Source organism: Ruegeria sp. BB1, assembly GCF_056539465.1.
This window is the reverse complement of the sequence record NZ_JBQFVB010000001.1, coordinates 462229-485322: the sequence shown is the minus strand read 5'-3', so window position 1 is coordinate 485322 and position 23094 is coordinate 462229. Positions and strand designations below refer to the sequence as shown.

General features: G+C 57.6%; 20 protein-coding genes and 1 tRNA gene. 13 read left to right on the top strand and 8 right to left on the bottom strand.

Annotation, left to right across the window (positions count from 1 at the left end; genetic code table 11):
* The first annotated feature begins 219 nt into the window (after window positions 1–219).
* On the top strand, window positions 220–1410 hold the full coding sequence (locus tag ACR0AL_RS02465) for a pyridoxal phosphate-dependent aminotransferase (protein ID WP_170348811.1): 1191 nt from the start codon (window positions 220–222) through the stop codon (window positions 1408–1410).
* Between the two features lie 6 nt (window positions 1411–1416).
* Here the strand turns inward: ACR0AL_RS02465 and ACR0AL_RS02460 are convergent, their stop codons facing one another.
* Complete coding sequence (locus tag ACR0AL_RS02460) at window positions 1417–1935, bottom strand: outer membrane protein (RefSeq protein ID WP_170348812.1); 519 nt, start codon at window positions 1933–1935, stop codon at window positions 1417–1419.
* Between the two features lie 418 nt (window positions 1936–2353).
* Between ACR0AL_RS02460 and ACR0AL_RS02455 the strand changes: the two genes are divergently transcribed.
* Window positions 2354–3898, top strand: a complete 1545-nt coding sequence (locus ACR0AL_RS02455) for a trimethylamine methyltransferase family protein (protein ID WP_480661832.1) — start codon at window positions 2354–2356, stop codon at window positions 3896–3898.
* A gap of 47 nt (window positions 3899–3945) precedes the next feature.
* Here ACR0AL_RS02455 and ACR0AL_RS02450 read toward each other — a convergent pair whose 3' ends face one another.
* Both ACR0AL_RS02450 and ACR0AL_RS02445 read right to left on the bottom strand, forming a co-directional pair.
* Window positions 3946–4191, bottom strand: a complete 246-nt coding sequence (locus ACR0AL_RS02450; protein ID WP_170348814.1) for an EF-hand domain-containing protein — start codon at window positions 4189–4191, stop codon at window positions 3946–3948.
* A gap of 548 nt (window positions 4192–4739) precedes the next feature.
* Window positions 4740–8360 (bottom strand): vitamin B12-dependent ribonucleotide reductase, encoded by a 3621-nt coding sequence (locus ACR0AL_RS02445; protein WP_480661830.1) that lies wholly within the window; start codon window positions 8358–8360, stop codon window positions 4740–4742.
* 498 nt (window positions 8361–8858) lie between these two features.
* Here ACR0AL_RS02445 and ACR0AL_RS02440 point away from each other — a divergent pair, with 498 nt between their 5' ends.
* Window positions 8859–9326 carry a hypothetical protein gene (locus tag ACR0AL_RS02440; protein ID WP_368039718.1) on the top strand — a complete coding sequence of 156 codons (468 nt, stop codon included), beginning with the start codon at window positions 8859–8861 and terminating at the stop codon, window positions 9324–9326.
* A gap of 10 nt (window positions 9327–9336) precedes the next feature.
* Here the strand turns inward: ACR0AL_RS02440 and ACR0AL_RS02435 are convergent.
* The 4 genes from ACR0AL_RS02435 to pdxH all read right to left on the bottom strand — a co-directional run bounded on the left by ACR0AL_RS02435 (window position 9337) and on the right by pdxH (window position 11185).
* A tRNA-Pro gene (locus ACR0AL_RS02435) sits at window positions 9337–9413 on the bottom strand.
* A 43-nt stretch (window positions 9414–9456) separates the two neighbouring features.
* A complete protein-coding gene (locus ACR0AL_RS02430; protein ID WP_480661828.1) occupies window positions 9457–9837 on the bottom strand; it encodes a DUF192 domain-containing protein in 381 nt (126 codons plus the stop codon).
* Between the two features lie 93 nt (window positions 9838–9930).
* Window positions 9931–10437: a cold-shock protein gene (locus ACR0AL_RS02425; protein WP_174818762.1), complete on the bottom strand. Its 507-nt coding sequence runs from the start codon at window positions 10435–10437 to the stop codon at window positions 9931–9933.
* A gap of 142 nt (window positions 10438–10579) precedes the next feature.
* Window positions 10580–11185: a pyridoxamine 5'-phosphate oxidase gene (pdxH, locus tag ACR0AL_RS02420; RefSeq protein WP_170358619.1), complete on the bottom strand. Its 606-nt coding sequence runs from the start codon at window positions 11183–11185 to the stop codon at window positions 10580–10582.
* Window positions 11186–11320: 135 nt separating this feature from the next.
* Here pdxH and fabI point away from each other — a divergent pair, with 135 nt between their 5' ends.
* The 5 genes from fabI to trpE all read left to right on the top strand — a co-directional run bounded on the left by fabI (window position 11321) and on the right by trpE (window position 17290).
* On the top strand, window positions 11321–12127 hold the full coding sequence (gene fabI / locus ACR0AL_RS02415; protein WP_170348819.1) for an enoyl-ACP reductase FabI: 807 nt from the start codon (window positions 11321–11323) through the stop codon (window positions 12125–12127).
* A gap of 4 nt (window positions 12128–12131) precedes the next feature.
* The gene (gene gpt, locus ACR0AL_RS02410) at window positions 12132–12641 is read left to right on the top strand and encodes a xanthine phosphoribosyltransferase (RefSeq protein WP_170348820.1); all 510 of its coding nucleotides are present in this window, start codon (window positions 12132–12134) and stop codon (window positions 12639–12641) included.
* Between the two features lie 27 nt (window positions 12642–12668).
* Window positions 12669–13844, top strand: a complete 1176-nt coding sequence (locus tag ACR0AL_RS02405) for an aminotransferase (RefSeq protein ID WP_170348821.1) — start codon at window positions 12669–12671, stop codon at window positions 13842–13844.
* An 80-nt stretch (window positions 13845–13924) separates the two neighbouring features.
* A complete protein-coding gene (locus ACR0AL_RS02400; protein WP_170348822.1) occupies window positions 13925–15766 on the top strand; it encodes a peptidyl-prolyl cis-trans isomerase in 1842 nt (613 codons plus the stop codon).
* A gap of 12 nt (window positions 15767–15778) precedes the next feature.
* Window positions 15779–17290 (top strand): anthranilate synthase component I, encoded by a 1512-nt coding sequence (trpE, locus tag ACR0AL_RS02395; protein WP_170410000.1) that lies wholly within the window; start codon window positions 15779–15781, stop codon window positions 17288–17290.
* A 45-nt stretch (window positions 17291–17335) separates the two neighbouring features.
* On the opposite strand, the gene ACR0AL_RS02390 is transcribed toward trpE, so the two are convergent.
* Window positions 17336–18946: a divergent polysaccharide deacetylase family protein gene (locus tag ACR0AL_RS02390; protein ID WP_480661826.1), complete on the bottom strand. Its 1611-nt coding sequence runs from the start codon at window positions 18944–18946 to the stop codon at window positions 17336–17338.
* Between the two features lie 75 nt (window positions 18947–19021).
* Between ACR0AL_RS02390 and ACR0AL_RS02385 the strand changes: the two genes are divergently transcribed.
* From ACR0AL_RS02385 to ACR0AL_RS02365, 5 genes are read left to right on the top strand one after another with little or no spacing between them, the layout of a single operon-like run.
* The gene (locus ACR0AL_RS02385; protein WP_480661824.1) at window positions 19022–19603 is read left to right on the top strand and encodes an anthranilate synthase component II; all 582 of its coding nucleotides are present in this window, start codon (window positions 19022–19024) and stop codon (window positions 19601–19603) included.
* Window positions 19600–20619, top strand: coding sequence for an anthranilate phosphoribosyltransferase (gene trpD / locus ACR0AL_RS02380; RefSeq protein ID WP_480661822.1), 1020 nt, complete (start codon window positions 19600–19602; stop codon window positions 20617–20619). The genes ACR0AL_RS02385 and trpD overlap by 4 nt, the downstream gene beginning before the upstream one ends.
* Complete coding sequence (gene trpC, locus ACR0AL_RS02375; RefSeq protein ID WP_170348826.1) at window positions 20616–21428, top strand: indole-3-glycerol phosphate synthase TrpC; 813 nt, start codon at window positions 20616–20618, stop codon at window positions 21426–21428. The genes trpD and trpC overlap by 4 nt, the downstream gene beginning before the upstream one ends.
* Window positions 21428–21901 (top strand): cyclic pyranopterin monophosphate synthase MoaC, encoded by a 474-nt coding sequence (gene moaC / locus ACR0AL_RS02370; RefSeq protein WP_480661820.1) that lies wholly within the window; start codon window positions 21428–21430, stop codon window positions 21899–21901. Before trpC ends, moaC begins: the two co-directional genes overlap by 1 nt.
* A complete protein-coding gene (locus ACR0AL_RS02365; protein WP_480661818.1) occupies window positions 21898–23070 on the top strand; it encodes a molybdopterin molybdotransferase MoeA in 1173 nt (390 codons plus the stop codon). The genes moaC and ACR0AL_RS02365 overlap by 4 nt, the downstream gene beginning before the upstream one ends.
* Window positions 23071–23094: the final 24 nt, after the last annotated feature.

Here is a 23094-nt window from a genome sequence, read left to right as displayed (position 1 = left end):
TAGCAACTTGTCTCAGGGATGAAAACGAAAGAAACCGGCCCGCTTGAAGTATCAGCAGGTAATGCAGCAAATAATGATGCAGGTCATCGGGTTCATATTGTCCCAGTATCACGGCGACCGCCTTTCGCCAAGCCTTGAGTTCCAACCATCTGTTTCGCCGATTGACATTCTGCAACGGCTCTGGCCCTTTCGGCGCAGAACACCAGACGGAGGCGGGTCATGAAATTGTCGCAGCGTATTACTCATCTGACCGGCGGCGGCAGTGACGGTTGGGACGTGTTCTATCGTGCCCGTCGAATGGTCAGCGACGGCTATGCTGTAGTCGAACTGACCATTGGTGAACATGACATCCGAACCGACCCATCGATTCTGGAAGCCATGGACCATTCGGCGCGGCAAGGCCACACCGGATACGCGATGGTGCCAGGCACGGATTTGCTGCGCGATACCGTGGCCGCCCGGCTGCAGGCGCGTACCGGAGTTCCCACGACCAGAAACAATGTTTTGATCACGCCTGGTGGGCAATCCGCCTTGTTCGCTGCCCATGTTGCGGTCTGCGATCCAGGCGATGTTGGTCTGTATCTGGATCCATATTATGCCACCTATCCCGGTACGATCCGCGGTGTCGGAGCGGAAGCGCGGGCGATTCAGACAACCGCCGAAGACGCATTTCAACCGCGTGCCGAGCAGATTGACGCGGTCGCGGATGGCGCTGTGTCCCTGCTGATCAACACACCAAACAACCCCACCGGGGTCGTCTATTCCCGTCAAACGCTTGAAGGGATCGCCAAGGTCTGTCGCAAGCGGGATCTTTGGCTGATTTCGGATGAGGTTTATGACACACAGGTTTGGGAAGGCTCACATATTTCGCCGCGCACTCTGCCGGGTATGACCGAACGTACGCTGGTGGTTGGGTCGATGTCCAAGTCGCACGCCATGACGGGTTCGCGTTGTGGATGGATTGTTGGGCCAGAGGATGTAATCGCGCATCTGATCAACCTCGCTACGCATACGACCTATGGGGTTCCCGGGTTTATTCAGGACGCTGCTAGTTTCGCCCTGAACGCAGGTAACGTGCTGGAAGATCAAATCGCTGCGCCGTTCCGCAGGCGGCGCGCACTCGCCGTGGGTATTCTGAGCACTCAGAACACTGTCGGGTTGGTTCCAGCGCAGGGGGCCATGTACCTGATGCTGGATATCCGCGCCACGGGTCTCAGCGGAGAAGCATTCGCCAACGCGCTGCTGGATACGCACGCCATTGCCGTGATGCCGGGTGAGAGTTTTGGGTCCGCCGCCGCCGGCCATATCCGTGTGGCCATGACCATTGATGACGAACGGTTCGGGTCCGCTTTGTCAAGGATTTGCGAATTTGCAACGGAAATAGCCGGTCGTCACGCCGCGGCCAGTTAACGGGTGTCAGAACCGGAATGAGGTTCGCAGGTTAAAGACATTCGAATCCAGGGCGCCATCTGATCGGGTGACATCGTCGAACTCCTGCCGCAACGCTTCGCCGCTGATGACAAAGCGGTCGCCGATGGGATAGGCCACGCCAATTCCATACACAGCAGCGGTATCGTTATCGACTGAGCTATCGACCCGCGACGCACCGATCACAACATAGCCCAAAGCCGGGCCAAAATCATAGCCGCCGCGCAGCTTCAGGCGGGTCATGCTGTCCAGGGAACCCTCGCCCTGCCCCAAGTCCAAAGACAGGCTATTGTATTCAAGCTCGCCGCCCAAAACAAAATTCCCGAAGTCGCGGTCATAGCCAATATGTGGCGCGAAGGTCAGATCATCGCCGCTGGAGCCATTCGGGCCTTCGGCATCTGCATATCCAAAGCTAAAACCTGCATAAGCCCCGGTCCAATCCTCAGCCAATACCGGGGTCGCGAGGGACACCAATGTTGTGAGACTGAGGGCCTTAAGGGCTTTCATTAATCTCTCCTAAAAAACCTTTCGCCGCAGAGACGTTCGGTTAAGTCATGTTAACTCAAAAACTTGGTACATGATCATTAAATTTCAATTGAGATCACAAACCACTCTTAAATAAGTGAAGGAACTATAACAGATTTTCAGGTGCCAAAGAAAAAAACTTGAGCAGACAAAAGAAGAGTGTGACATCTTCATGTATACTTCGCTTTTAGGCGCCCAGGTCGCAAACAGAACAGATTGTGATCAGGTACATCGGGAAACTTCAGGTCAATAGGTGAGGACCTGCATGCAAAACGACGTTTGGAAGATTCGACTGGTCAGCCGCACCATTGGTGCGGATCGTGGTCGTGCGGCACGTGGGCGGCCGTCAGAGGCTTAGATCAACCCTTCTGACAGCCAATTACCCATCGGAATCCGAACCATGAACGATCAAACCCGCACCTCATCCCGCACCGGCGGTCGCGCCGCGCGTCGTGCTGCCCGTGCAACTGCACTGCCCGAACATTTGCGCCCTGTCCGTGCAGGTATGGAAGGCGGCACTCTCAATGTGCTGACCCAAGCCCAAATCGAGCGCATCCACGAAGCCGCCTTGACCGCATTGGAAACCATTGGTCTGGCGGATGCCCCGCCAAGCGGCATCGACTACCTGGTCGGCGCCGGATGCATCCTGGGTGACGATGGCCGCATCCGGTTCCCGCGCGCGTTGGTGGAAGACACGATTGCCAAGGCCAACCGCTCGGTCACTCTGTACAGCCGCGATGGAAAGACCGACCTAGAGTTGTCTGGCACTAAGGTTCACTACGGCACCGCCGGTGCTGCCGTCAGCATGGTGGATGTACACGGGCGGGAATACCGCGACTCGACCGTTCAGGATCTGCACGATGCTGCGCGCATTTGCGAACAGCTAGAAAACATCCATTTTGTTCAGCGCCCCATGGTTTGCCGCGACATCGCGGACAATCTGGAAATGGACCTGAACACGATCTACGCCGCCTGTTCAGGCAGCTTCAAACATATCGGTACGTCCTTTACCGAACCCAGCCACGTTGCCCCCGCGGTGGAAATGCTCCACATGATCGCCGGCGGCGAAGACAAGTTTCGTGAGCGGCCCTTCGTGTCGAATTCGAACTGTTTTGTCGTGCCCCCGATGAAATTCGCGACCGAAAGTTGCGAAGTGATGGAAGAGTGCATCAAGGCCGGGATGCCGGTTCTGCTACTGTCTGCTGGCATGGCTGGCGCGACTGCACCTTCGACCATTGCCGGTGCGATCACACAGGCCACTGCGGAATGTCTGGCCGGTCTGGTTTACGTAAATGCCGTAAGCCCCGGCGCACCGGCAGTTTTTGGCACTTGGCCTTTTGGTCTGGACCTGCGCACAGGCGCGATGTCAATCGGTTCGGGCGAACAGGCCCTGCTGACGGCCGGCTGCGCGCAAATGCATCGGTTTTATGACCTGCCGGGTGGTGCTGCGGCTGGAGCATCGGACTCAAAGCTGCCCGATATGCAGGCCGGGTGGGAGCAGATGTGTTCCAACGTCATGGCGGGCCTGTCAGGTTTGAACATGGTATACGAAGCGGCGGGCATGCATGCATCGTTGCTGGGCTTTTGCCATGAGAGCCTGATCCTCAGTGACGACCTGATCGGTCAGGCACAGCGCTGCGTACGCGGGATCGAAGTCACCGACGAAACCTTGGCCTTGGACCAAATCGCCGAGGTCTGCATTGGCGGGCCGGGTCACTATCTGGGCACCGATGCCACGCTCAGCCGGATGCAGGCGGACTATGTCTATCCCGTTTTCGGTGACCGCACCTCACCCAAGGAATGGGCCGAGCTTGGCAAACCCGATCTGATCGAAAAGGCGATCAAGCGGAAGGAAGAGATCTTGTCGATGCCGTCACCGGCGCGCTTTGATCCACTTCTGGATGCTGAACTTCGGACCAGATTCAATATTCACCTCTCCCAATAAGATATTGAAAAGCGGCCAGAAATCCTCTGGCCGCTTTCTTTAATGTGTTAGCCGTCGGTTGGCGGCAGCAATCCTGCTTCCTGTGCCACGGCAATCTCGGCCTCATCCAGCGCGCCGTCGCCGTTGGCATCCATTGCCGAGAAACCATCCGTGTCCACTTCAGGCAGAACCGCCTGCACTTCTTCGATGGTCAAAACGCCGTCTCCATTTGTATCTGCCGAGGATTGTGCGACGGCCAGCGTCGGCAGTCCAAAGGCAAGGGCGGAAATAGCGGCCAGAGTTTGTGGTTTCATTGTGATGCCTCCTGATTGAGTTTTTTGCATGTTTGCGTCCGGACAAGCCCTACAAACACCGCACGCCGGGCTGCTGTCACCCGCATTGCGGGACTAAGCCACTTTCGCGCCAATCTTTGCGTGTTTTTCCGAGTCGCGTCTGCGGCGAGCCGCTGGGCAAAATTCCCCCATCACGTCTCGGCGGGTCTTGCCCGATGAGGAATGCACAATCTGGCAGAACCCTGCCTAATTTCCCATTCACGGTTGAAAAAAGAAAGGGGGCCGAAGCCCCCTGTCAGTTTCGCCTTCCAGGCTCATTTCGTTGACCGCCCGGTGTTTTTTTGCCTGCGGCCTGGACTGCGCATGGGACGAGCGCACCCGCCCCGTGAAAGAGTGGGAAAGAGCAAATATTCCGCCCCACCCTGTTCCCGGCCGACACGGGCATGTCGACCGAGTGGAGCAAGACGCCTAGTGGTAAGTCTCAGGCTATGCCTTGCCCCGTATTCGTCGGGACCGAATATCCGAGGGGAAATTCAGGTCCCTACACCCCGCGTGGCGGGGCGTTTGCCTTAGCTACACCCGCTGGTCCCGCCGCAGGTGTTGCATTTCATGCAGGTGCCGTTGCGCACCAGCGTATAGTTTCCACATTCGCCGCACGGGTCTCCTTCGTAGCCCTGCATCTTGGCTTTGGTGCGAGCATCCATGCCTGTGGCAACCGCTGTTTCCGCGACCGGAGCCTCGAACGATGCGGCGGTTTCCGCCATGCCGTTCACCTCGGCCTGACCGCCGTTAAAGACGACAAGATCCTGCGGCAGACGCTTGCGCAGATACCCGGTTGAGCTGATTTGTTTCAGCACTTCCAGCGACTTAGTCGCTGCACTTTCACTGATTTCAGAGACGTTTGAGACACCCTCTTCCTCGCCCCGGCCCAGATCATCGAAGGTTGCACCTTCGGGCTTCACGTGGGCCAGATCGGTTCGGTCCAGATAAGACACGGCCAGTTCGCGGAAGATGTAATCCAGGATCGAGGTCGCATTCTTGATCGAGTCGTTGCCCTGTACCATCCCCGCCGGTTCGAACTTGGTGAAGGTAAACGCATCGACGAACTCTTCCAGCGGTACGCCATATTGCAAGCCAACCGAGACAGCGATGGCAAAGTTGTTCATCATCGCCCGGAAGCCAGCGCCTTCCTTGTGCATATCGATGAAGATCTCGCCCAACTTGCCGTCTTCGAACTCACCGGTTCGCAGATAGACCTTGTGGCCGCCCACGATCGCTTTCTGGGTATAGCCCTTGCGGCGATGTGGCAGTTTCTCGCGGTGGCTGCGGATGATTTCCTTGACCACAACCTTCTCGATCACTTTTTCGGCCAGAACGACGGCTTTCTCCTGCGCCGATCCGCTTTCAAGCACTTCAGCGGCTTCATCGTCATCCTCGACGAGCGCCGCCGCCAGAGGCTGCGACAGTTTCGAACCATCACGATACAGCGCGTTCGCCTTCACACCCAGCGACCATGACAGTTCGTATGCCTTCTGGCAGTCCTCGATGGTCGCGTCATTTGGCATGTTGATCGTCTTCGAGATCGCACCCGAGATAAAGCTCTGCGCCGCCGCCATCATGGTGATGTGGCTATCAACCCCAAGGAAACGCTTGCCTTTCTTGCCGCACGGGTTGGCGCAGTCAAAGATCGAATAGTGTTCTTCCTTCAGATGCGGCGCGCCTTCCAGCGTCATGGTTCCGCAGACATGATCGTTCGCCGCGTCGATATCCGCCTTGGTAAAGCCCAGATGGCGCAGCAGGTCGAAAGTCGGGTCATTCAGCTTGGTCGCCGGGATGCCCAGAACTCCGGTGCAGAAATCCTCGCCCAGTGTCCACTGATTGAACACGAACCGGATATCAAAGGCGCTTTCCAGCGCGGCGTCCACCTTGGCCAGCTCATTTGGGCCAAAACCGTGACCGGTCAGCGAGGTGTGGTTAATCCCCGGCGCGTTGCCGATAGTGCCGTGACCAACCGCATAACCGACGATTTCTTCGATCTGCGACGAGGAATAGCCCAGCTTTTCCAGAGCGGAAGGCACCGAACGGTTGATGATCTTGAAGTAACCGCCACCGGCCAGCTTCTTGAACTTTACCAGCGCAAAGTCAGGCTCGATCCCAGTGGTGTCGCAATCCATCACCAGACCGATGGTGCCGGTGGGCGCAATCACGGTGGCCTGCGCGTTCCGGTAGCCGTTCTTCTCACCGAGGCTCAGCGCCTCATCCCAAGCGGACATGGCCAGATCGATCAGACGCTTGTCCGGGCAGTTACCATGGTCCAGTGGCACCGGCTTTACGGCCAGTTTCTCATAACCATCGGTCACTCCTTGCGATGCGCGGCGGTGGTTACGGATGACGCGCAGCATGTGGTCTGCGTTACGCTCATACCCTTTGAACGGCCCAAGCTCGCCTGCAATCTCGGCCGAGGTTGCATAGGCCACACCGGTCATGATCGCCGTCAGCGCGCCACAGATCGAGCGCCCCTCATCCGAGTCGTAACTGTAGCCCATGTTCATCAGCAGGCCGCCAATGTTGGCGTATCCCAGACCCAAAGTGCGGAAATCATAAGACAATTGCGCGATTTCCTTGGATGGGAACTGCGCCATTGTCACCGAGATTTCCAGCGTCAGTGTCCAAAGGCGCGAAGCGTGCATGTAGTCCGCCGCCTGGAACTCACCATCCTTCAGGAAGGTCAGCAGGTTCATCGACGCCAGGTTACAGGCAGTGTCATCGAGGAACATGTATTCCGAGCACGGATTCGAACCGCGGATCGCACCATCTTCGGGGCACGTATGCCATTCGTTGACCGTGTCGTGGAACTGAATGCCGGGATCGGCGCAAGCCCATGCGGCGTGGCCAACCTTTTCCCACAGATCCCGCGCCTTGACGGTCTTCGAGACTTTGCCATCGGTGCGGTTGATCAATTCCCAATCGGCGTCTTTCTCAACGGCGGTCAGGAATGCGTTGGTCACACGGATCGAGTTGTTCGAGTTCTGGCCCGACACCGAGCTGTACGCTTCCGAATCCCAATCCGTATCATAGGTCGGGAACTCAATACTGTCATGGCCCTGCTTGGCGTAATCCAAAACGCGCTTGATGTAAGTTTCTGGGATCGCAACCTTTTTGGCTTCGCGAACCGCTTTCTTCAGGCTGTCATTCTTGTTGGGATCATACGCATCGTCCTGTGCGCCGTCCCAGCTGCGGATGGCCTCGAAAATGCCGTTCAGCATCTTCTCGTGCATCTTCGATCCGGCAACGATCGAGGCCACCTTTTGCTCTTCGATCACCTTCCATTCGATGAATTTTTCGATGTCAGGGTGATCAGCATCGACGATTACCATCTTTGCTGCTCGACGGGTTGTTCCGCCTGATTTGATCGCGCCAGCGGCGCGGTCGCCGATCTTAAGAAAGCCCATGAGACCCGAGGACTTACCGCCACCCGACAGCGCCTCGCCTTCGGCGCGCAGATGGCTGAAGTTGGTCCCGGTACCCGAGCCGTATTTGAACAGGCGCGCCTCGCGCACCCAAAGATCCATGATGCCGCCTTCGTTCACCAGATCATCATCGACGGACTGGATGAAGCACGCGTGCGGCTGCGGATGCTCGTATGCGGATTTCGATTTGGTCAGCTTGCCGGTCTTGTAATCGACATAGTGGTGACCCTGCGCGGGGCCATCGATTCCGTAGGCCCAGTGCAGACCTGTGTTGAACCACTGCGGGCTATTCGGTGCGGCGCGCTGAGTCGCCAGCATATAACGCATCTCGTCAAAGTAAGCGCGCGCATCCTCCTCGGTCGAGAAATAGCCGCCCTTCCAACCCCAATACGCCCAAGCGCCCGCCAAGCGGTCGAACACCTGCTTGGACGAGGTTTCGCCACCGAATTCAGCACCTTCTGCAGGAACTGAGCGCCACAGAAATTCGGGAACGTCCTTTTCCTTGACCTTTTTCAGAGCCGACGGAACGCCAGCCTTACGAAAGTATTTCTGAGCGATGACATCACTGGCGACCTGGCTCCACTTTGCGGGGATCTCGATTTCGTCCAGTCGGAAAACAATGGTGCCGTCCGGGTTCCGTATCTCAGATGTCGCAGAGACAAAATCCAGTTCTGCGTATGCATCTTGCCCCGATTTGGTGAATTTCCTGTCAATCTTCATGTCCGCAGCCCTAGATTCAATCAACTTGTCCGTTCGCGTCAGATGCATTTCAGCGATCCGCACGCCATGCCTGAAAATTGGGCGCAAATGACCGGTCGCTGTCTTTAACAGCGCGAAACCGCTTATACGGTTGCACGTTTAATAGATGTGCTTTCCGACCCTCGCCCTATGCCTTACCCTGGTTATGCTACCAGATTTAGTGGCATGTCTTTCGGCCCATACAACTTGGCGTATTCGGCCATAGATCGTCAACGCCATTTTCATTCATTTTTGAAATCTTTTTTGTTGACCAAACGGTTCCCAAGGGTCCGCGGGCGTTGGATTCCGATTCCTCCACAGGTTCATCCACGGGATAAAGCACTGCACTTGAAAATCGCGCAACAGGATTAACTGTTTTTATCAGCAGAGTTACCAGCATTTGATAATCCCGCTGTAAGGTGGATAGGCTGAATGAGAATCACAACACCACCGGTCGCGCGGCCAGACAGGAGGCATAACGTGCAGAATAGAAAATCGAGAGTGTCAGAGTGGATGACCGCGTTTCGATTTCTGCCCGCAATGGCCCTTATCGTGGCCTGCGCACCACAAGATATGCCCCCTCCGACCCGCAGCGCGCAGTTTGAAACATATCCCGAACGGTTGTTTGACACCTTTGAGACTCAATGCGCTGGGCCAGGAGAAAAGTTCGAAAAAGTGGGGAATCGGGTGTTTGAGTGCCAGGAGTTTCTTCCTCCGGACACCACCGCGTTTCTGATTCTCAATTATGATGGCTACCCGCAGGACCTGCCCAAAAGCGTCATGCGCATGACGTCGACCAAGAACACTACCGGGTATCGCGTGGATGCCGAATTGTTCTTCAATGTGCCGCAAAAACAGGGCCCAGCCGTCAAAGTTCCCGTAGAGAGCAAAGCACTGGATCAAGCGTTGGGCGCGCTGTTCCAAAAGATGGGTGGTTCACCAACATAAGAGGAAGAAGTGGTCGGGGCGGCAGGATTCGAACCTACGACCCCCTGTACCCAAAACAGGTGCGCTACCAGACTGCGCCACGCCCCGGACCGTGCGCCTTCCTAACGTTGCCATTCTGATTTGAAAAGCCCTAACAGGGCCAAATTGCAGGACCTTGCGAAAAAATTTCGTGCTGCATCTGTGTTCCTGGGGTGATCAGGTAACGCGCCGCTAATCCAGCGTTGATTTCCAGGACTGCATACACCGAATCTCCGCCTTCGATCAGTGATTCATCCCCGGGAATCGCGTTGTCATGCACATGAACAACAGCGCCTGTGCGATCCAGAAAAATGATATCCAAGGGAATCAGCGTGTTTCTCATCCAAAAGGCGACTGGCTGCGGCGGATCGAACACGAACAGCATTCCAGACCGCTGCGGCAGCGACTCGCGAAACATCAATCCACGCGCCCTATCCTGTGGACTGATTGCAAGCTCGACGTTGAAACTGACTTGAGTTTTGTCGTTCCGCATCCCGACACGATCCACCTGGCACGCAGCCAGCACGTTACCGGCCCACAGCATTGTCACACTTGCAAGAACCGTTAACAGTCTGATCATCTGGTATTATTCGTCCAGTGCAGCTTCCCAGGCCAAGACCTGAGCCGCCATACGCCCGCGTTTGCCATTAATGACGCGCATCGCCAACGCTTCGCCTGGTTGCAGATCAGCCAGACCAGATCGGCGCAGCACCTCGATATGCAGGAAAACGTCTTCGTCCCGACCAAAAACATTGGCAAAGCCAAAACCCTTGCCCTTGTCGAACCATTTCACCCGCGCCGCTTCCAAAGGAGCCTCCGCGATCACAACCGGATCAAGTTCCGCGAAATCCGCCAACATCATTGAGTCGGTGCGCGCCGGTGGGTCTACGCTGACAACCTCAACCGCCTGAACGCCGCGGTCAGTGCGATGCGTCATGATCTCGATCCCGGCGCCATCGGCGACCGAGCTTTGACCAAAGTTACGTAACACGTTCACATGCAACAGAATATCCGGGCCACCTTCGTCGGACACAACAAACCCGTACCCCTTAGCGGGGTCAAACCATTTCACGTGTCCTCGAACGCGGTACATATTGTTCAGGTCTTCCGGCACAGCATTCCTATCGCGAAAATTAATAGTTCGTTAAGGGTCCGATGTGTATGGGATTGGCTCGCAAATTCAAGCTGAAAAAATCCTTTGATTTCTTTGTGTTGCATTTCACGATACGCGAATGTCATGGATTCAACCTTTGTACATCCCATGCCGAGTCTTCCTGATCCCGGCGCCACTGAAACCTGTCGTGCAACCGGAATGCACCATCGGCCCAAAACTCGATCTCGCTCGGCACTAACCTGTACCCGCCCCAGAACGGTGGTCGCGGTGGGTTCGGCCCCAATTTCGCGGTCACCTTTGCAACTTCTGCCATCAAAGCAGCCCGGCTGCTAAGAGGCTGAGACTGTTTCGAAGCCCAAGCCCCAAGACGGCTTTTTAGCGAGCGCGACGCATAATATTCATCGGCTTGCGCCCCGCTTTCGCGGGTTATTGTACCACGAACGCGGATTTGCCGCCTCAATGATTTCCAATGCATTACAAAAGCTGCTTTGCCCGCCGAATCCAATTCGGCCGCCTTGGCACTTTCGTAGTTGGTGTAAAATACGAAGGCACCGGATTCGATTTCTTTCAACAGCACCATACGCACGTTCGGCATGCCGTCAGAATCGACGGTTGCCAACGCTATTGCATTGGGATCGTTCGGTTCGCTGTCTTTGGCCTCACCCAGCCACCGCCCCGCTATTTCAAACGGATCGGAGCCGGCGAAGATGCCGTCACGCTCGGTCATTTCCATCCCCCGGAAACTATTCTTGGCCACCCTAGGGCGAGAACCCGCTGCGGGCAAGAGTACGCGGCCTTGATGCAGCGCATCCAATGGCATAAACCAACGCAACAAATCGCGAAGACAGGCGGAGAACCAAACATGTCAAATCAGTTGATGGCCGGCAAACGCGGCCTCATCATGGGACTGGCCAATGATAAATCGATCGCATGGGGCATTGCCCGCGCTTTATCCGATGCCGGGGCCGAATTGGCCTTTTCCTATCAGGGCGATGCCCTAAAAAAGCGGGTCGATCCGCTGGCGGCGCAGCTGGGCAGTGAAATTGTTCTTCCCTGTGATGTGGGTGACGAGGACTCGATTGATGCTCTGTTCTCGGAATTGGAACAGAAATGGGGCAAGCTGGACTTCGTGGTTCACGCGATTGGTTTTTCCGACAAGAATGAGCTGCGTGGTCGGTACGTCGATACCAGCCGGGCGAATTTCAAGCTGACCATGGATGTTTCGGTCTACTCTTTCACCGCCGTCATGCAGCGTGCGGAAAAGATGATGTCCGAAGGCGGCAGTGCAATCACTCTGACCTATTACGGTGCCGAGCAGGTTATGCCGCACTATAACGTCATGGGTGTCGCCAAGGCCGCGCTGGAAGCATCGGTCAAATATCTGGCCGAGGATCTGGGCAAAGACGGTATCCGGGTGAACTCGATCTCGGCCGGTCCGATCAAGACGCTGGCAGCCAGCGGTATTGGTGACTTCCGCTATATCATGAAGTGGAACGAGTATAATTCGCCCCTGCGCCGCAACGTGACCATCGACGATGTCGGTAAATCAGCGCTGTATCTGCTGTCCGATCTCAGCAGTGGTGTCACGGGCGAAAATCTGCACGTAGATTCGGGGTATCACATCGTCGGTATGAAAGCCGTCGACGCCCCGGACGTTGAAAAGGGTTAACGCAATGAGCGCCAAGGACCGTCTGCCTCACGAAAAAGGCTTTCACATCAGTTGGGACCAAATCCATCGCGATTCCCGTGCTCTGGCATGGCGGCTGGATGGTCAAGGACCGGACGACGGTGCTTGGCGCGCGGTTGTTGCGATCACACGCGGTGGTATGGCCCCAGCCATGATCGCCAGCCGTGAGCTGGACATTCGCACCGTCGACACGATTAGCGTGCGGTCCTATCACCATCAGGAACAAGGCGAAGCCGAGGTGCTGAAAGCCCCTGATGCCGATCTGATGGGTGATGGTGAAGGCGTTTTGATCATCGACGATCTCGTCGACAGCGGCAAAACACTGGAACTGGTGCGTGCGATGTACCCCAAGGCGCATTTTGCCACTGTCTATGCCAAACCCAAAGGCCGCCCGATGGTGGATACGTTCATCACCGAAGTCAGCCAGGATACGTGGATCTTCTTCCCGTGGGATATGGCCCTGCAATATGTCGAGCCCTACCGCGGCACAGACTGATCTTTTCCTGAACATCTAGGATCTCGCATGACCCGGACACGCACCGCCGCCACCTTCGCCCCACCGGTGATGGAGGCGCGGCGCTGGCTGGAAGGCGCGAATTTCCCTGACGACCAGCCTTTGATCAATGTCAGCCAGGCCGCGCCGGTCGATCCGCCCCCTTTGGCCTTGCGTCAGGCCATGGCCGAATTTGCGGTGACCGAGGATCGGGCCCATCTGTATGGGCCCGTGCTGGGCAATCCGGATCTGCGCACCGAACTGGCGGTGCAAATTGGTCAGCACTATGACGTCGAGGTCGCACCGGATCAGGTCGCAATCACCTCGGGCTGCAATCAGGCATTTGCCGCCACAATCTCGGCTATCACTGACGAAGGGGATGAGGTCATCCTGCCAACCCCATGGTATTTTAATCACAAAATGTGGTTGGACATGGCCGGGGTACATGCCGTTGACCTGAAGACCGGTGATGATCTGTTACCTAATCCTGATGCCGCCCGCGCTTTGATCACCGACAAAACCCGCGCCATCGCTCTGGTGACGCCGAACAACCCGGGTGGTGTGGAATACCCGGCCGATCTGGTGCGCGCGTTCTACGAACTGGCCCGTGAAAACGGTCTGCGCTTGCTGGTCGATGAGACCTATCGCGATTTCGACAGCCGCAGCGGCCCGCCGCATGACCTGTTCGCGCAGCCCGGCTGGGACGAGACGCTGGTTCACCTCTATTCCTTTTCCAAAGCCTATCGCCTGACCGGCCACCGGGTTGGTGCCATTGCAACCGGTGCTGACCTGCTATCCGAAGTAGAAAAATTCCTTGATACGGTGGCGATCTGCCCCGGTCAGATCGGCCAATTCGCGGCCCTTTGGGGCATGCGGAACCTGTCGCAATGGGTCGCCGGAGAGCGTGACGAAATCCTCGATCGCCGCGCGGCTATCCAAGAGCAGTTGCCAAACCTGACTAACAAGGGTTGGCGTCTGTTAGGCTTGGGCGCCTATTTCGCCTATTTCGAACATCCGTTCGATATCCCCTCGGACGAACTGGCCCGCCGTCTGGTGGCGGAGGCCGGCATCCTTCTGCTGCCCGGAACGATGTTTATGCCGCCAGATGATCCCGCCGGAAAACGCCAGATGCGCATTGCATTCGCTAATCTCGACCGCGCCGGTATTCAGCAATTGTTCGAACGGTTGCAAGCCCTGTCCTTCTGAGCTTGCCCCCCGGCGGTGCGCGTCGTATTCAGGGCCGCAACCGACAGGGCAGTTCCTTGCCACAAGATTAAGAGGGCACCATGGCCGCAGGCATGAAAAACCTATCGAAGACCTTTGTCTGGATTCTCATGGGCCTATTGATGCTGGGCCTTGCGGGCTTTGGCGCAACAAGCCTGACCGGCACCGTGCGCACCGTCGCGCAAGTTGGGAACGAAGAAGTTTCGATCAACCAATACGTTCGCGAATTGCAGCGCGAAATCCGCGCGGTCGAAAGCCAGACCGGCCAGCCCTTGCAAATGTCTCAGGCGCATGAGTTCGGTCTGGATCAGTTGGCCCTGTCGCGCCTGACCGCTTTGGCCGCGCTGGACAACGAAGTCGGTGAGCTGGGCATTTCGATCGGGGATGAGAACCTGCAAGAAGAAATCGTCGCCATCCCGGCCTTTCAGGGCGTCAACGGCACGTTTGACCGTGAGGCCTATCAGTTCCAGCTGGAACAGGCTGGCATGACGGATACCGAATTCGAATCGGATCTGCGCAAGGAGTCCTCGCGCACCATCGTGCAAAACGCGGTGATCAGCGGGGTTGAGATGCCTTCGCTTCTGACGCAAGTGCTGACGGACTATGTCGGCGCACGCCGCAGTTTTACCGTTGCGACGGTCGGGCCCGACGCCCTGACATCGCCTGTTCCTGCACCCACGGATGAGCAGATCCAGACTTACTATGATGAGAATCAGGATCAGTTCACCCTGCCCAGTACCAAGCAACTGACTTATGCGATTCTGTCGCCCGACATGCTGTTGGACAGTGTCGAGATTGATGAGGATGCGGTGCGTCGCCTCTATGATCAGCGTGCCTCGGAATTCTATCAGCCCGAGCGACGTCTGGTCGAACGTCTGACTTATCCGAACGAAGAAGACGCACAGCATGCGATTGCGCAGCTTGAGGTCGGTGGCACCACGTTCGAAAACCTCGTGCGAGATCGCCAGCTAGAGTTGAGCGATATCGACCTTGGCGACGTCACCCGCGAAGATCTGGGCGAAGCTGCTGATGCCGTCTTTGCCGCCGATCTGGACGCGGTTGTTGGCCCGCTGCCCTCGACCTTCGGCCCCGCGCTGTTCCGCATCAACGGATCGCTGGCCGAAAACAACACGCCGTTCGAAGATGCCGCCCCTGCCCTGCGCGAAGAACTGGCCGCCGACCGCGCGCGTCGTCAAATCGAAGCACAGGCCGAAGACATTGACGATCTGCTCGCTGGTGGTGCAACGCTGGAAGAACTGACCGGCGAGACCGAAATGGAATTGGGCCAGATCGACTGGACCCGCGAAAGCGGTGAAGGCGTCGCCGCCTATGACGGTTTCCGCGCCGCTGCCGAAGCCGTAAACGAAGGCGATTTCCCCGAGGTTGCGTTCCTCGAAGACGGTTCGATCTTTGCTTTGCGTTTGAACGAGGTGCTGCCCCAACGCCCCGAGCCTCTGGAAAGCGCACGTGATCGTGTGGCCGCCGCATGGACGCAGGTGGAAACCGGCAAGGCGTTGGCTGAAAATGCAAATTCCGCTCTGGAGCAACTGAATGCTGACGGCGATTTCACCGCCACCGGTTTGCCGTTCCGGGTTGAAAATGCGCTGACCCGCACCGCTTTCCTTGAGGATGTGCCGGCAGATTTCATGGGTCAGGTGTTCGAGATGGAGCCTGGTGAGCTGCGAGTCATTCCTGGCGATGGCACGGCGTTCGTCGTGCGTCTTGAAGAATTGCTACCGCCCGCCGAAACTGATGAACTGCGCCAGGTACAAACCGCGCTGGAAGCACAGCTAAATCAGGCGCTGGCCCAGAACATCTTTGACGCTTATGTGCGCGACGCGCAGACCCGCGCCCGTCCCGTGATTGACCAACGCGCGCTGAACGCCGTGCAGTCGAGCTATTAAAAGAGACCGAACATGGCCCTGACCCCCGAGTTTGACAGCTTCGCCCGCGCCTATGAGGCTGGCGAAAATCAGGTCGTTTACACCCGCTTGGCAGCCGATCTGGATACGCCAGTGTCCCTGATGCTCAAGCTGACGGGCGCGCAGAAAGACGCCTTTATGCTGGAATCCGTGACCGGAGGCGAGGTGCGTGGCCGCTATTCAATCATCGGGATGAAACCGGACCTGATCTGGCGCTGCCGGGGTGAGACGTCCGAATTGAACCGCTCGGCCAGGTTCGATGCCGACGCGTTTTCGCCTCAGGATGGCAATCCGATGGACAATCTGCGTGCCTTGCTGGCCGAAAGCCGGATTGCGCTGCCTGACGATTTGCCTCAAGCCGCCGCAGGGCTGTTCGGTTATCTTGGGTATGACATGGTGCGTCTGGTCGAGTATCTGCCGGATGTGAACCCAGACCCACTGGGCCTACCCGATGCGATTATGCTGCGCCCATCGGTCATCGCCGTTCTGGACGGTGTAAAGGGAGAGGTCACGGTCGTCTCCCCTGCCTGGGTCGCCGAGGGGCAATCCGCCAAGGCTGCCTATGCGCAAGCCGCTGAGCGTGTGATGGACGCAGTGCGCGATTTAGAACGCGCCATGCCCGCCGAGACTCGCGATCTGGGCGACGCCTCTGAAGTCGCGCCTCCGGTGTCGAATTTCACCAAATCCGGCTATATGGAAGCGGTTGAAAAGGCCAAGGAATACATCCGCGCAGGTGACATCTTTCAGGTGGTACCAGCTCAGCGTTGGACACAGGATTTCCCGCTGCCGCCCTTCACGCTCTATCGGTCATTGCGGCGCACTAACCCCTCTCCGTTCATGTTCTATTTCAACTTCGGCGGCTTTCAGGTGGTCGGTGCCAGCCCAGAAATTCTGGTGCGTGTCTTTGGCGACGAAGTGACAATCCGCCCCATCGCAGGTACCCGACCCCGTGGCGCAACCCCCGAAGAGGATAAGGCCAACGAGGTCGATCTACTGGCCGATAAGAAAGAGCTGGCCGAACACTTGATGTTGCTGGACCTGGGCCGCAACGATACCGGCCGCGTGGCCAAGATCGGAACGGTGCGGCCAACCGAAGAGTTCATCATCGAACGCTACAGCCATGTGATGCACATCGTGTCGAACGTGGTCGGAGAGCTGGCCGAAGACAAAGACGCATTGGACGCCTTTTTTGCCGGGATGCCTGCGGGCACCGTCTCGGGCGCGCCAAAAGTGCGCGCGATGGAGATCATCGACGAGTTGGAGCCTGAAAAGCGCGGTATCTATGGCGGCGGCGTTGGTTATTTCAGTGCCGGCGGCGACATGGACATGTGCATTGCTCTGCGAACGGCCATCGTGAAGGATCACAAGCTTTATATTCAGGCGGGCGGCGGTGTTGTTTTTGATAGCGACCCCGAGGCAGAGTTTATGGAAACCGTCCATAAATCAAACGCCATTCGCCGCGCTGCTGCCGATGCGTCCCGGTTCACAGGATCTGGCAACACATAAAAAAACGGCGGGCTTTCAGGGCCAGCCGTTTTCGTTGTTCCGAGGTTACTGAACCTCTTTCATCATCACTGCGGAGATTGGGGCCATCGCCACACGGCTGCCCCGATCTTCAAGCCCCCACAGCAACAAAGCCGAGATCGTGTCAGGGCGCAGACGGCCCAGCATTACAACCGTCCCCTCCTGCCCGGCACGAAATGCCGCTTGGTCCAGAAAACGACGCATGATCTTGGGGTCCTGGCGCGCACCGTCGATATCGCGGAAAATCACACCCGATGGAATACCGTTGCGCGCAGCCAGTTTTTGGACAGTGTTCAGACCATTGTCCTGCGTGATCAGACCACGCCCTGTACCGGCAGCAATTGCGGCCACTTGGTCGGCAAGCTTGCGATTGCCCTGAATGCCAGAATCCACGCCTTCGAGAATACCCACCGTTTCCGGCAGCGTGTCGAGCCATACGGCCAGCGATACTTCGGCATCCTGCGCGCTGGCGGCTTCGTGTAGATCAGCCAGAGCCAGAACTTCGAACCCGGCTTCGCGGTGACGCGCCATCTTTTCCACAGCGTCCGGATCAGACGGGCTGACGGCAAAACTCAGCGGATAAGGAAAATCATGCAGAGCTTCAGCCCCATAGGCGCCTTCATCGTCGATCAGAATGATTGACATCAACGGCTTGGATTCGGGGTTTTCGAATTCCGCCGCATAAGCCTCGATCGGCTTGCCCGGAAGGACAGCCGCCACGTTGGTCGTGCTGACCTCAATAACATCATCACGTTCCGTTAATGGAACCACGCGCGTTCCGACTGTCGAGACTGTGGTCGCTTCGCTTGCCCCGCCAATTTGCGGAACCGACGCGATCCGGGGCAAATTGCGCGGTGCTGTATCCTCATCACCTTCTACGGCGATTGGGCTGTCGACAAATGGGTTTTCCTCGGTTTCCGGATCGGCGGCTGCGGCGACCTCGGGTTCCGGTTGTGCTGCACTGTCGGCAACAACAGGGTCCGATTTCTGTTCCCCCTCAGTAACCTCGGGTTCTGGTTTCGGCTCGGCCTCCACAACCTCGGGCTCTTGTTCGACGGCGGGTTCAGGCTGAGGTTCAGGCACCTCCAGCGACACCTCAGGCAAGGCTTCGGCATTTGGGGATACCTGCGACAACGGCGGGGCCTGTGGCGCGACCGGGGCCACAGTGGTTGCAATTACAGGAGCTGATTGAGCAACGCTGGGCGCATCGACTTGCGCCGGGTCCAGGTTGACTTTGGGCTGGGCATCGGGCTCAACCTCGACATCTGACAATTCAGCCAGTGTGTCCGTCTGTTCGCCGACAGATTCGGGTGTGGTTGGTGGCAAGTCCAGCACATCGGGGTCACCCCCGGTATCAGTGGCGTCCGCCACAGTATCCGGGACATCAGCCAGAGAGGGTTCAGGCGCAGAAACCGCCACGTTCGGTTTGCTGGTCAAAGGCATGTTCAAAGACAGCACCGCCCCCAGCACAAGAACAGCGACCGTTCCCACGATCATTCCGCCGACAAATCCGCCCATAACAATTGCCTCTCGTCTTGGCCCTGCATCGATCACATGTTCGCCGTCTGCTGCGGCATTTGCTTGCCGCAGCGCCAAGAACGGGATGTCCCCTTGACGCTGCCGCGCAAGCCTGAGCATGTATGTCCCGACATTATACCGTGGCTCGGGGCTGCATCGCCAGCCCGAAATGCCCAAGCCGAGACAAGTGCCCAAATGCTGCTGCTGATCGACAACTACGACTCGTTTACCTACAACCTGGTACATTATTTAGGCGAACTTGGCGCCGAGATGGTCATTCGGCGGAATGACGCCTTGGACGTTCAGGAAGCCATGGCCATGAACCCATCCGGCATCCTGCTCAGCCCCGGCCCCTGTGATCCGGATCAGGCCGGTATCTGCTTGGCCTTGACCGAAGCAGCGGCTGAAACGAAAACGCCGCTGATGGGAGTCTGTCTTGGCCATCAGACTATCGGACAGGCCTTTGGGGGCGACGTCATCCGCTGCCACGAAATCGTACATGGCAAAATGGGAACGATGCACCACACCGGAAAAGGTGTGTTTGCCGGGCTGCCCTCGCCATTTGAGGCGACCCGCTATCATTCTTTGGTGGTCGACCCCAACACCCTGCCCGACTGTCTTGAGGTCACGGCAGAGCTGGAAGACCGTACCATTATGGGTCTGCAGCACAAAGAATTGCCGATTCACGGCGTTCAGTTCCACCCGGAATCCATCGCCTCCGAGCATGGTCATGCCCTGCTCAAGAATTTCCTGTCTGAGATGAAAGTTCCCGCATGAGCGACGCTCTGAAACCGCTGATCGGAGCCGCCGCCGATCGGCCTCTGACCCGTGCCGAAGCCGAACAGGCCTTTGGTATCTTGTTTGACGGTGAAGCCACGCCCAGCCAGATCGGTGGCCTGCTGATGGCCATGCGCACCCGTGGCGAAACGGTCGAGGAATACGCCGCGGCCGCCGCCGTGATGCGCGCCAAGTGCAACGCCGTCACCGCGCCCGACGGTGCAATGGATATCGTCGGAACCGGAGGGGACGGCAAAGGCACGCTCAATATCTCAACCGCCACGGCATTTGTTGTCGCTGGTGCCGGTGTCACCGTGGCCAAGCATGGCAACCGCAACCTCAGCTCAAAGTCCGGGGCAGCGGATGCCTTGGGTCAGTTGGGGATCAACGTCATGGTTGGCCCGGAAATTGTTGAGAACGCTTTGAAAGAGGTCGGTATCGGCTTTATGATGGCCCCGATGCATCACCCAGCCATTGCGCATGTCATGCCCTCGCGGCAAGAGCTTGGGACCCGGACGATCTTCAACATTCTCGGCCCTTTGACGAACCCTGCGGGCGTCAAACGCCAATTGACCGGAGCCTTCAGCCGCGACCTGATACATCCAATGGCCGAAACGCTTGGTCTGCTGGGGTCTGACCGGGCCTGGCTGGTACACGGATCAGACGGGACCGATGAGCTGACCATCACTGGCATCAGTTGGGTCGCAGCACTAGAGGATGGGGGCGTTAAGGAGGTGGAACTTCACCCCGAAGACGCGGGCCTACCGGTTCATCCGTTCGAGGATATCATCGGCGGAACACCCGAAGAAAATGCTGTCGCCTTCCGCGCGCTGCTGGACGGGCAGCCCTCGGCCTATCGCGATGCGGTTCTGTTGAACTCTGCCGCCGCGCTGGTGGTTGCAGACGCCGCAACAGATTTGCGGGATGGTGTCGAAAAAGCCGTCGAAAGCATCGACAGCGGAAAAGCCAAAGAAAAAATCGCGGTTCTGGCCCGCATGACTCAGGAGACCGCATGACCGAGACGGTACTGGACAAGATCAAAGCCTATAAGCTGGAAGAAATAGCTGCAGACAAGGCTGAGAAGTCCTTGGAAAAACTGGAAAGTGAGGCACGTTTTGCATCCGAAGTGCGCGGCTTTGCCGAAAGCTTGCGGAAAGCGACCCGCAAGGGGTATGGCCTGATCGCCGAGGTCAAAAAGGCCAGCCCCTCCAAGGGGTTGATCCGCGCCGATTTCGACCCGCCTGCATTGGCCAAGGCGTATGAAGAAGGCGGTGCAGCCTGTCTGTCTGTACTGACCGACACGCCTAGCTTCCAAGGCGCCAAGGAATACTTGACCGAGGCACGCGCAGCAACGTCGCTGCCAGCCCTGCGTAAGGATTTCATGTACGACCCTTATCAAGTGGTCGAAGCGCGCGCTTTGGGTGCCGATTGCATTCTAATCATCATGGCCTCGGTCGAAGATGGTCAGGCGGCCGAGCTGGAACAAACGGCCTTTGACTGGGGGATGGACGTTCTTATCGAAGTTCACGACGAGGCTGAACTGGAACGTGCGACCCAACTGAAAAGCCCATTGATCGGGATAAACAACCGTAATCTCAAGACCTTCGAGACCACACTTGATACCACGCGCCGTCTGTCGAAACTGGTTCCTGGCGGTCGGACGATTGTCTGTGAAAGCGGTCTGAGTACACCCGAAGACCTGGCCGATATCGCCCGTTATGGCGCGCGGTGTTTCCTGATTGGGGAAAGCCTGATGCGTCAGGATGATGTCACCGCCGCCACCCGGCAATTGCTGGCAAACCCGCTGATCCCCGGAGTGATGTGATGCCTCTGACCCATTTCGATGCACAGGGACAGGCCCATATGGTCGACGTCTCGGACAAGGCTGTTACTGACCGCGTCGCGGTGGCGGCTGGCCACATCCAGATGGCAAAGGAAACCTTTGATTTAATTTCAGAAGGACGCGCCAAAAAGGGCGACGTATTGGGTATTGCGCGGCTGGCAGGCATCATGGGAGCGAAGAAAACACCCGACCTAATCCCGCTATGCCACCCCTTGCCAGTCACAAAGGTTGCGGTTGAGTTGACCCTGAACCCTGATTTGCCGGGCGTACAGATTGAAGCCACCGTCAAGACCGCAGGCCAGACCGGGGTTGAGATGGAGGCGTTGACTGCGGTCTCAACCGCGGCGCTGACTGTGTATGACATGACCAAGGCAGTCGATAAGGCGATGGAGATCGGCGGTATCCGGGTCCTGCTGAAAGATGGCGGTAAATCAGGCCGTTACGAGGCGAGATGATTACGGTCGAAGAAGCCCGGTCGCTACTGTTTGATCTTGTTTCCCCGCTAAACGCCGAAACAGTTCCGCTTGCCGAATCTGCTGGCCGCGTGCTGGCGGAAGACCTCAGCGCCACGCGCGATCAACCGCCATTTTCGGCCTCTTCCATGGATGGTTATGCGCTGAAGTCGACCGAAGTCGAACAACACGCCATGTTCAAAGTAGTTGGCGAATCCGCTGCCGGGCGTCGTTTTGAAGGCACCGTGGGCCCCGGTCAGGCCGTTCGTATCTTTACCGGCGCTCCGGTGCCGGAAGGTGCTGATTTCGTGGTTATTCAAGAAGATACGGAACGGCGCGGGGATTTGCTTACAATCACCGACGATCCCGGACCGAAAACAAATATCCGACCTGCAGGTGTCGACTTTACCGTCGGCACCAAGATTAGCGCTCCGCGCCTTTTGCGCCCTGAAGACGTCGCGCTGTTGGCAGCAATGAATATTGCAACAGTGCCGGTCAGACGCAGACCCGTGGTCGCATTGATTTCAACCGGAGATGAACTGGTTATGCCCGGTGAGATCCCAGGCCCGGATCAAATCATCGCTTCGAACACTTTTGGCCTGAAAGCCATGCTAGAGGATGCCGGTGCACATGTGCGAATTCTGCCGATCGCGCGCGATACTGTCGCGTCCTTGGAAACGGCGTTTGGGCTGGCAAGCGGCGCTGATCTGGTCGTGACAATCGGGGGTGCCTCGGTCGGAGAATACGATCTGGTCGGGGACGTTTCTCAGAAATTGGGGATGGAACGGTCGTTCTACAAAATCCGCATGCGCCCCGGGAAACCCCTGATGGCGGGTCAGTTGGGTGACACAGCGATGGTTGGACTGCCGGGAAATCCCGTGAGTGCAATGGTTTGCGGTTATCTCTTCCTGATCCCCATGTTGCGTCGCATGTTGGGCATCGAACAAGCCCTGACCCCGTTTCGCCAGGCCAAGCTGGCCGAGCCCATCGGCAAAAACGGCCCACGCGAACATTATATGCGAGCTGTCCTCGGTGAGGATGGCATTCGCGCCTGTGCCGATCAGGACAGCTCGCTTCTCGGCGTTCTGGCGCAGGCCAACGCGCTTTTGGTACGTGAGCCGAATGATCCGGCGCGCCCCGCGGGGGATGAGGTTCTGTACCTGCCGATATAGGCAACGCTCAAATCCGTTGACACA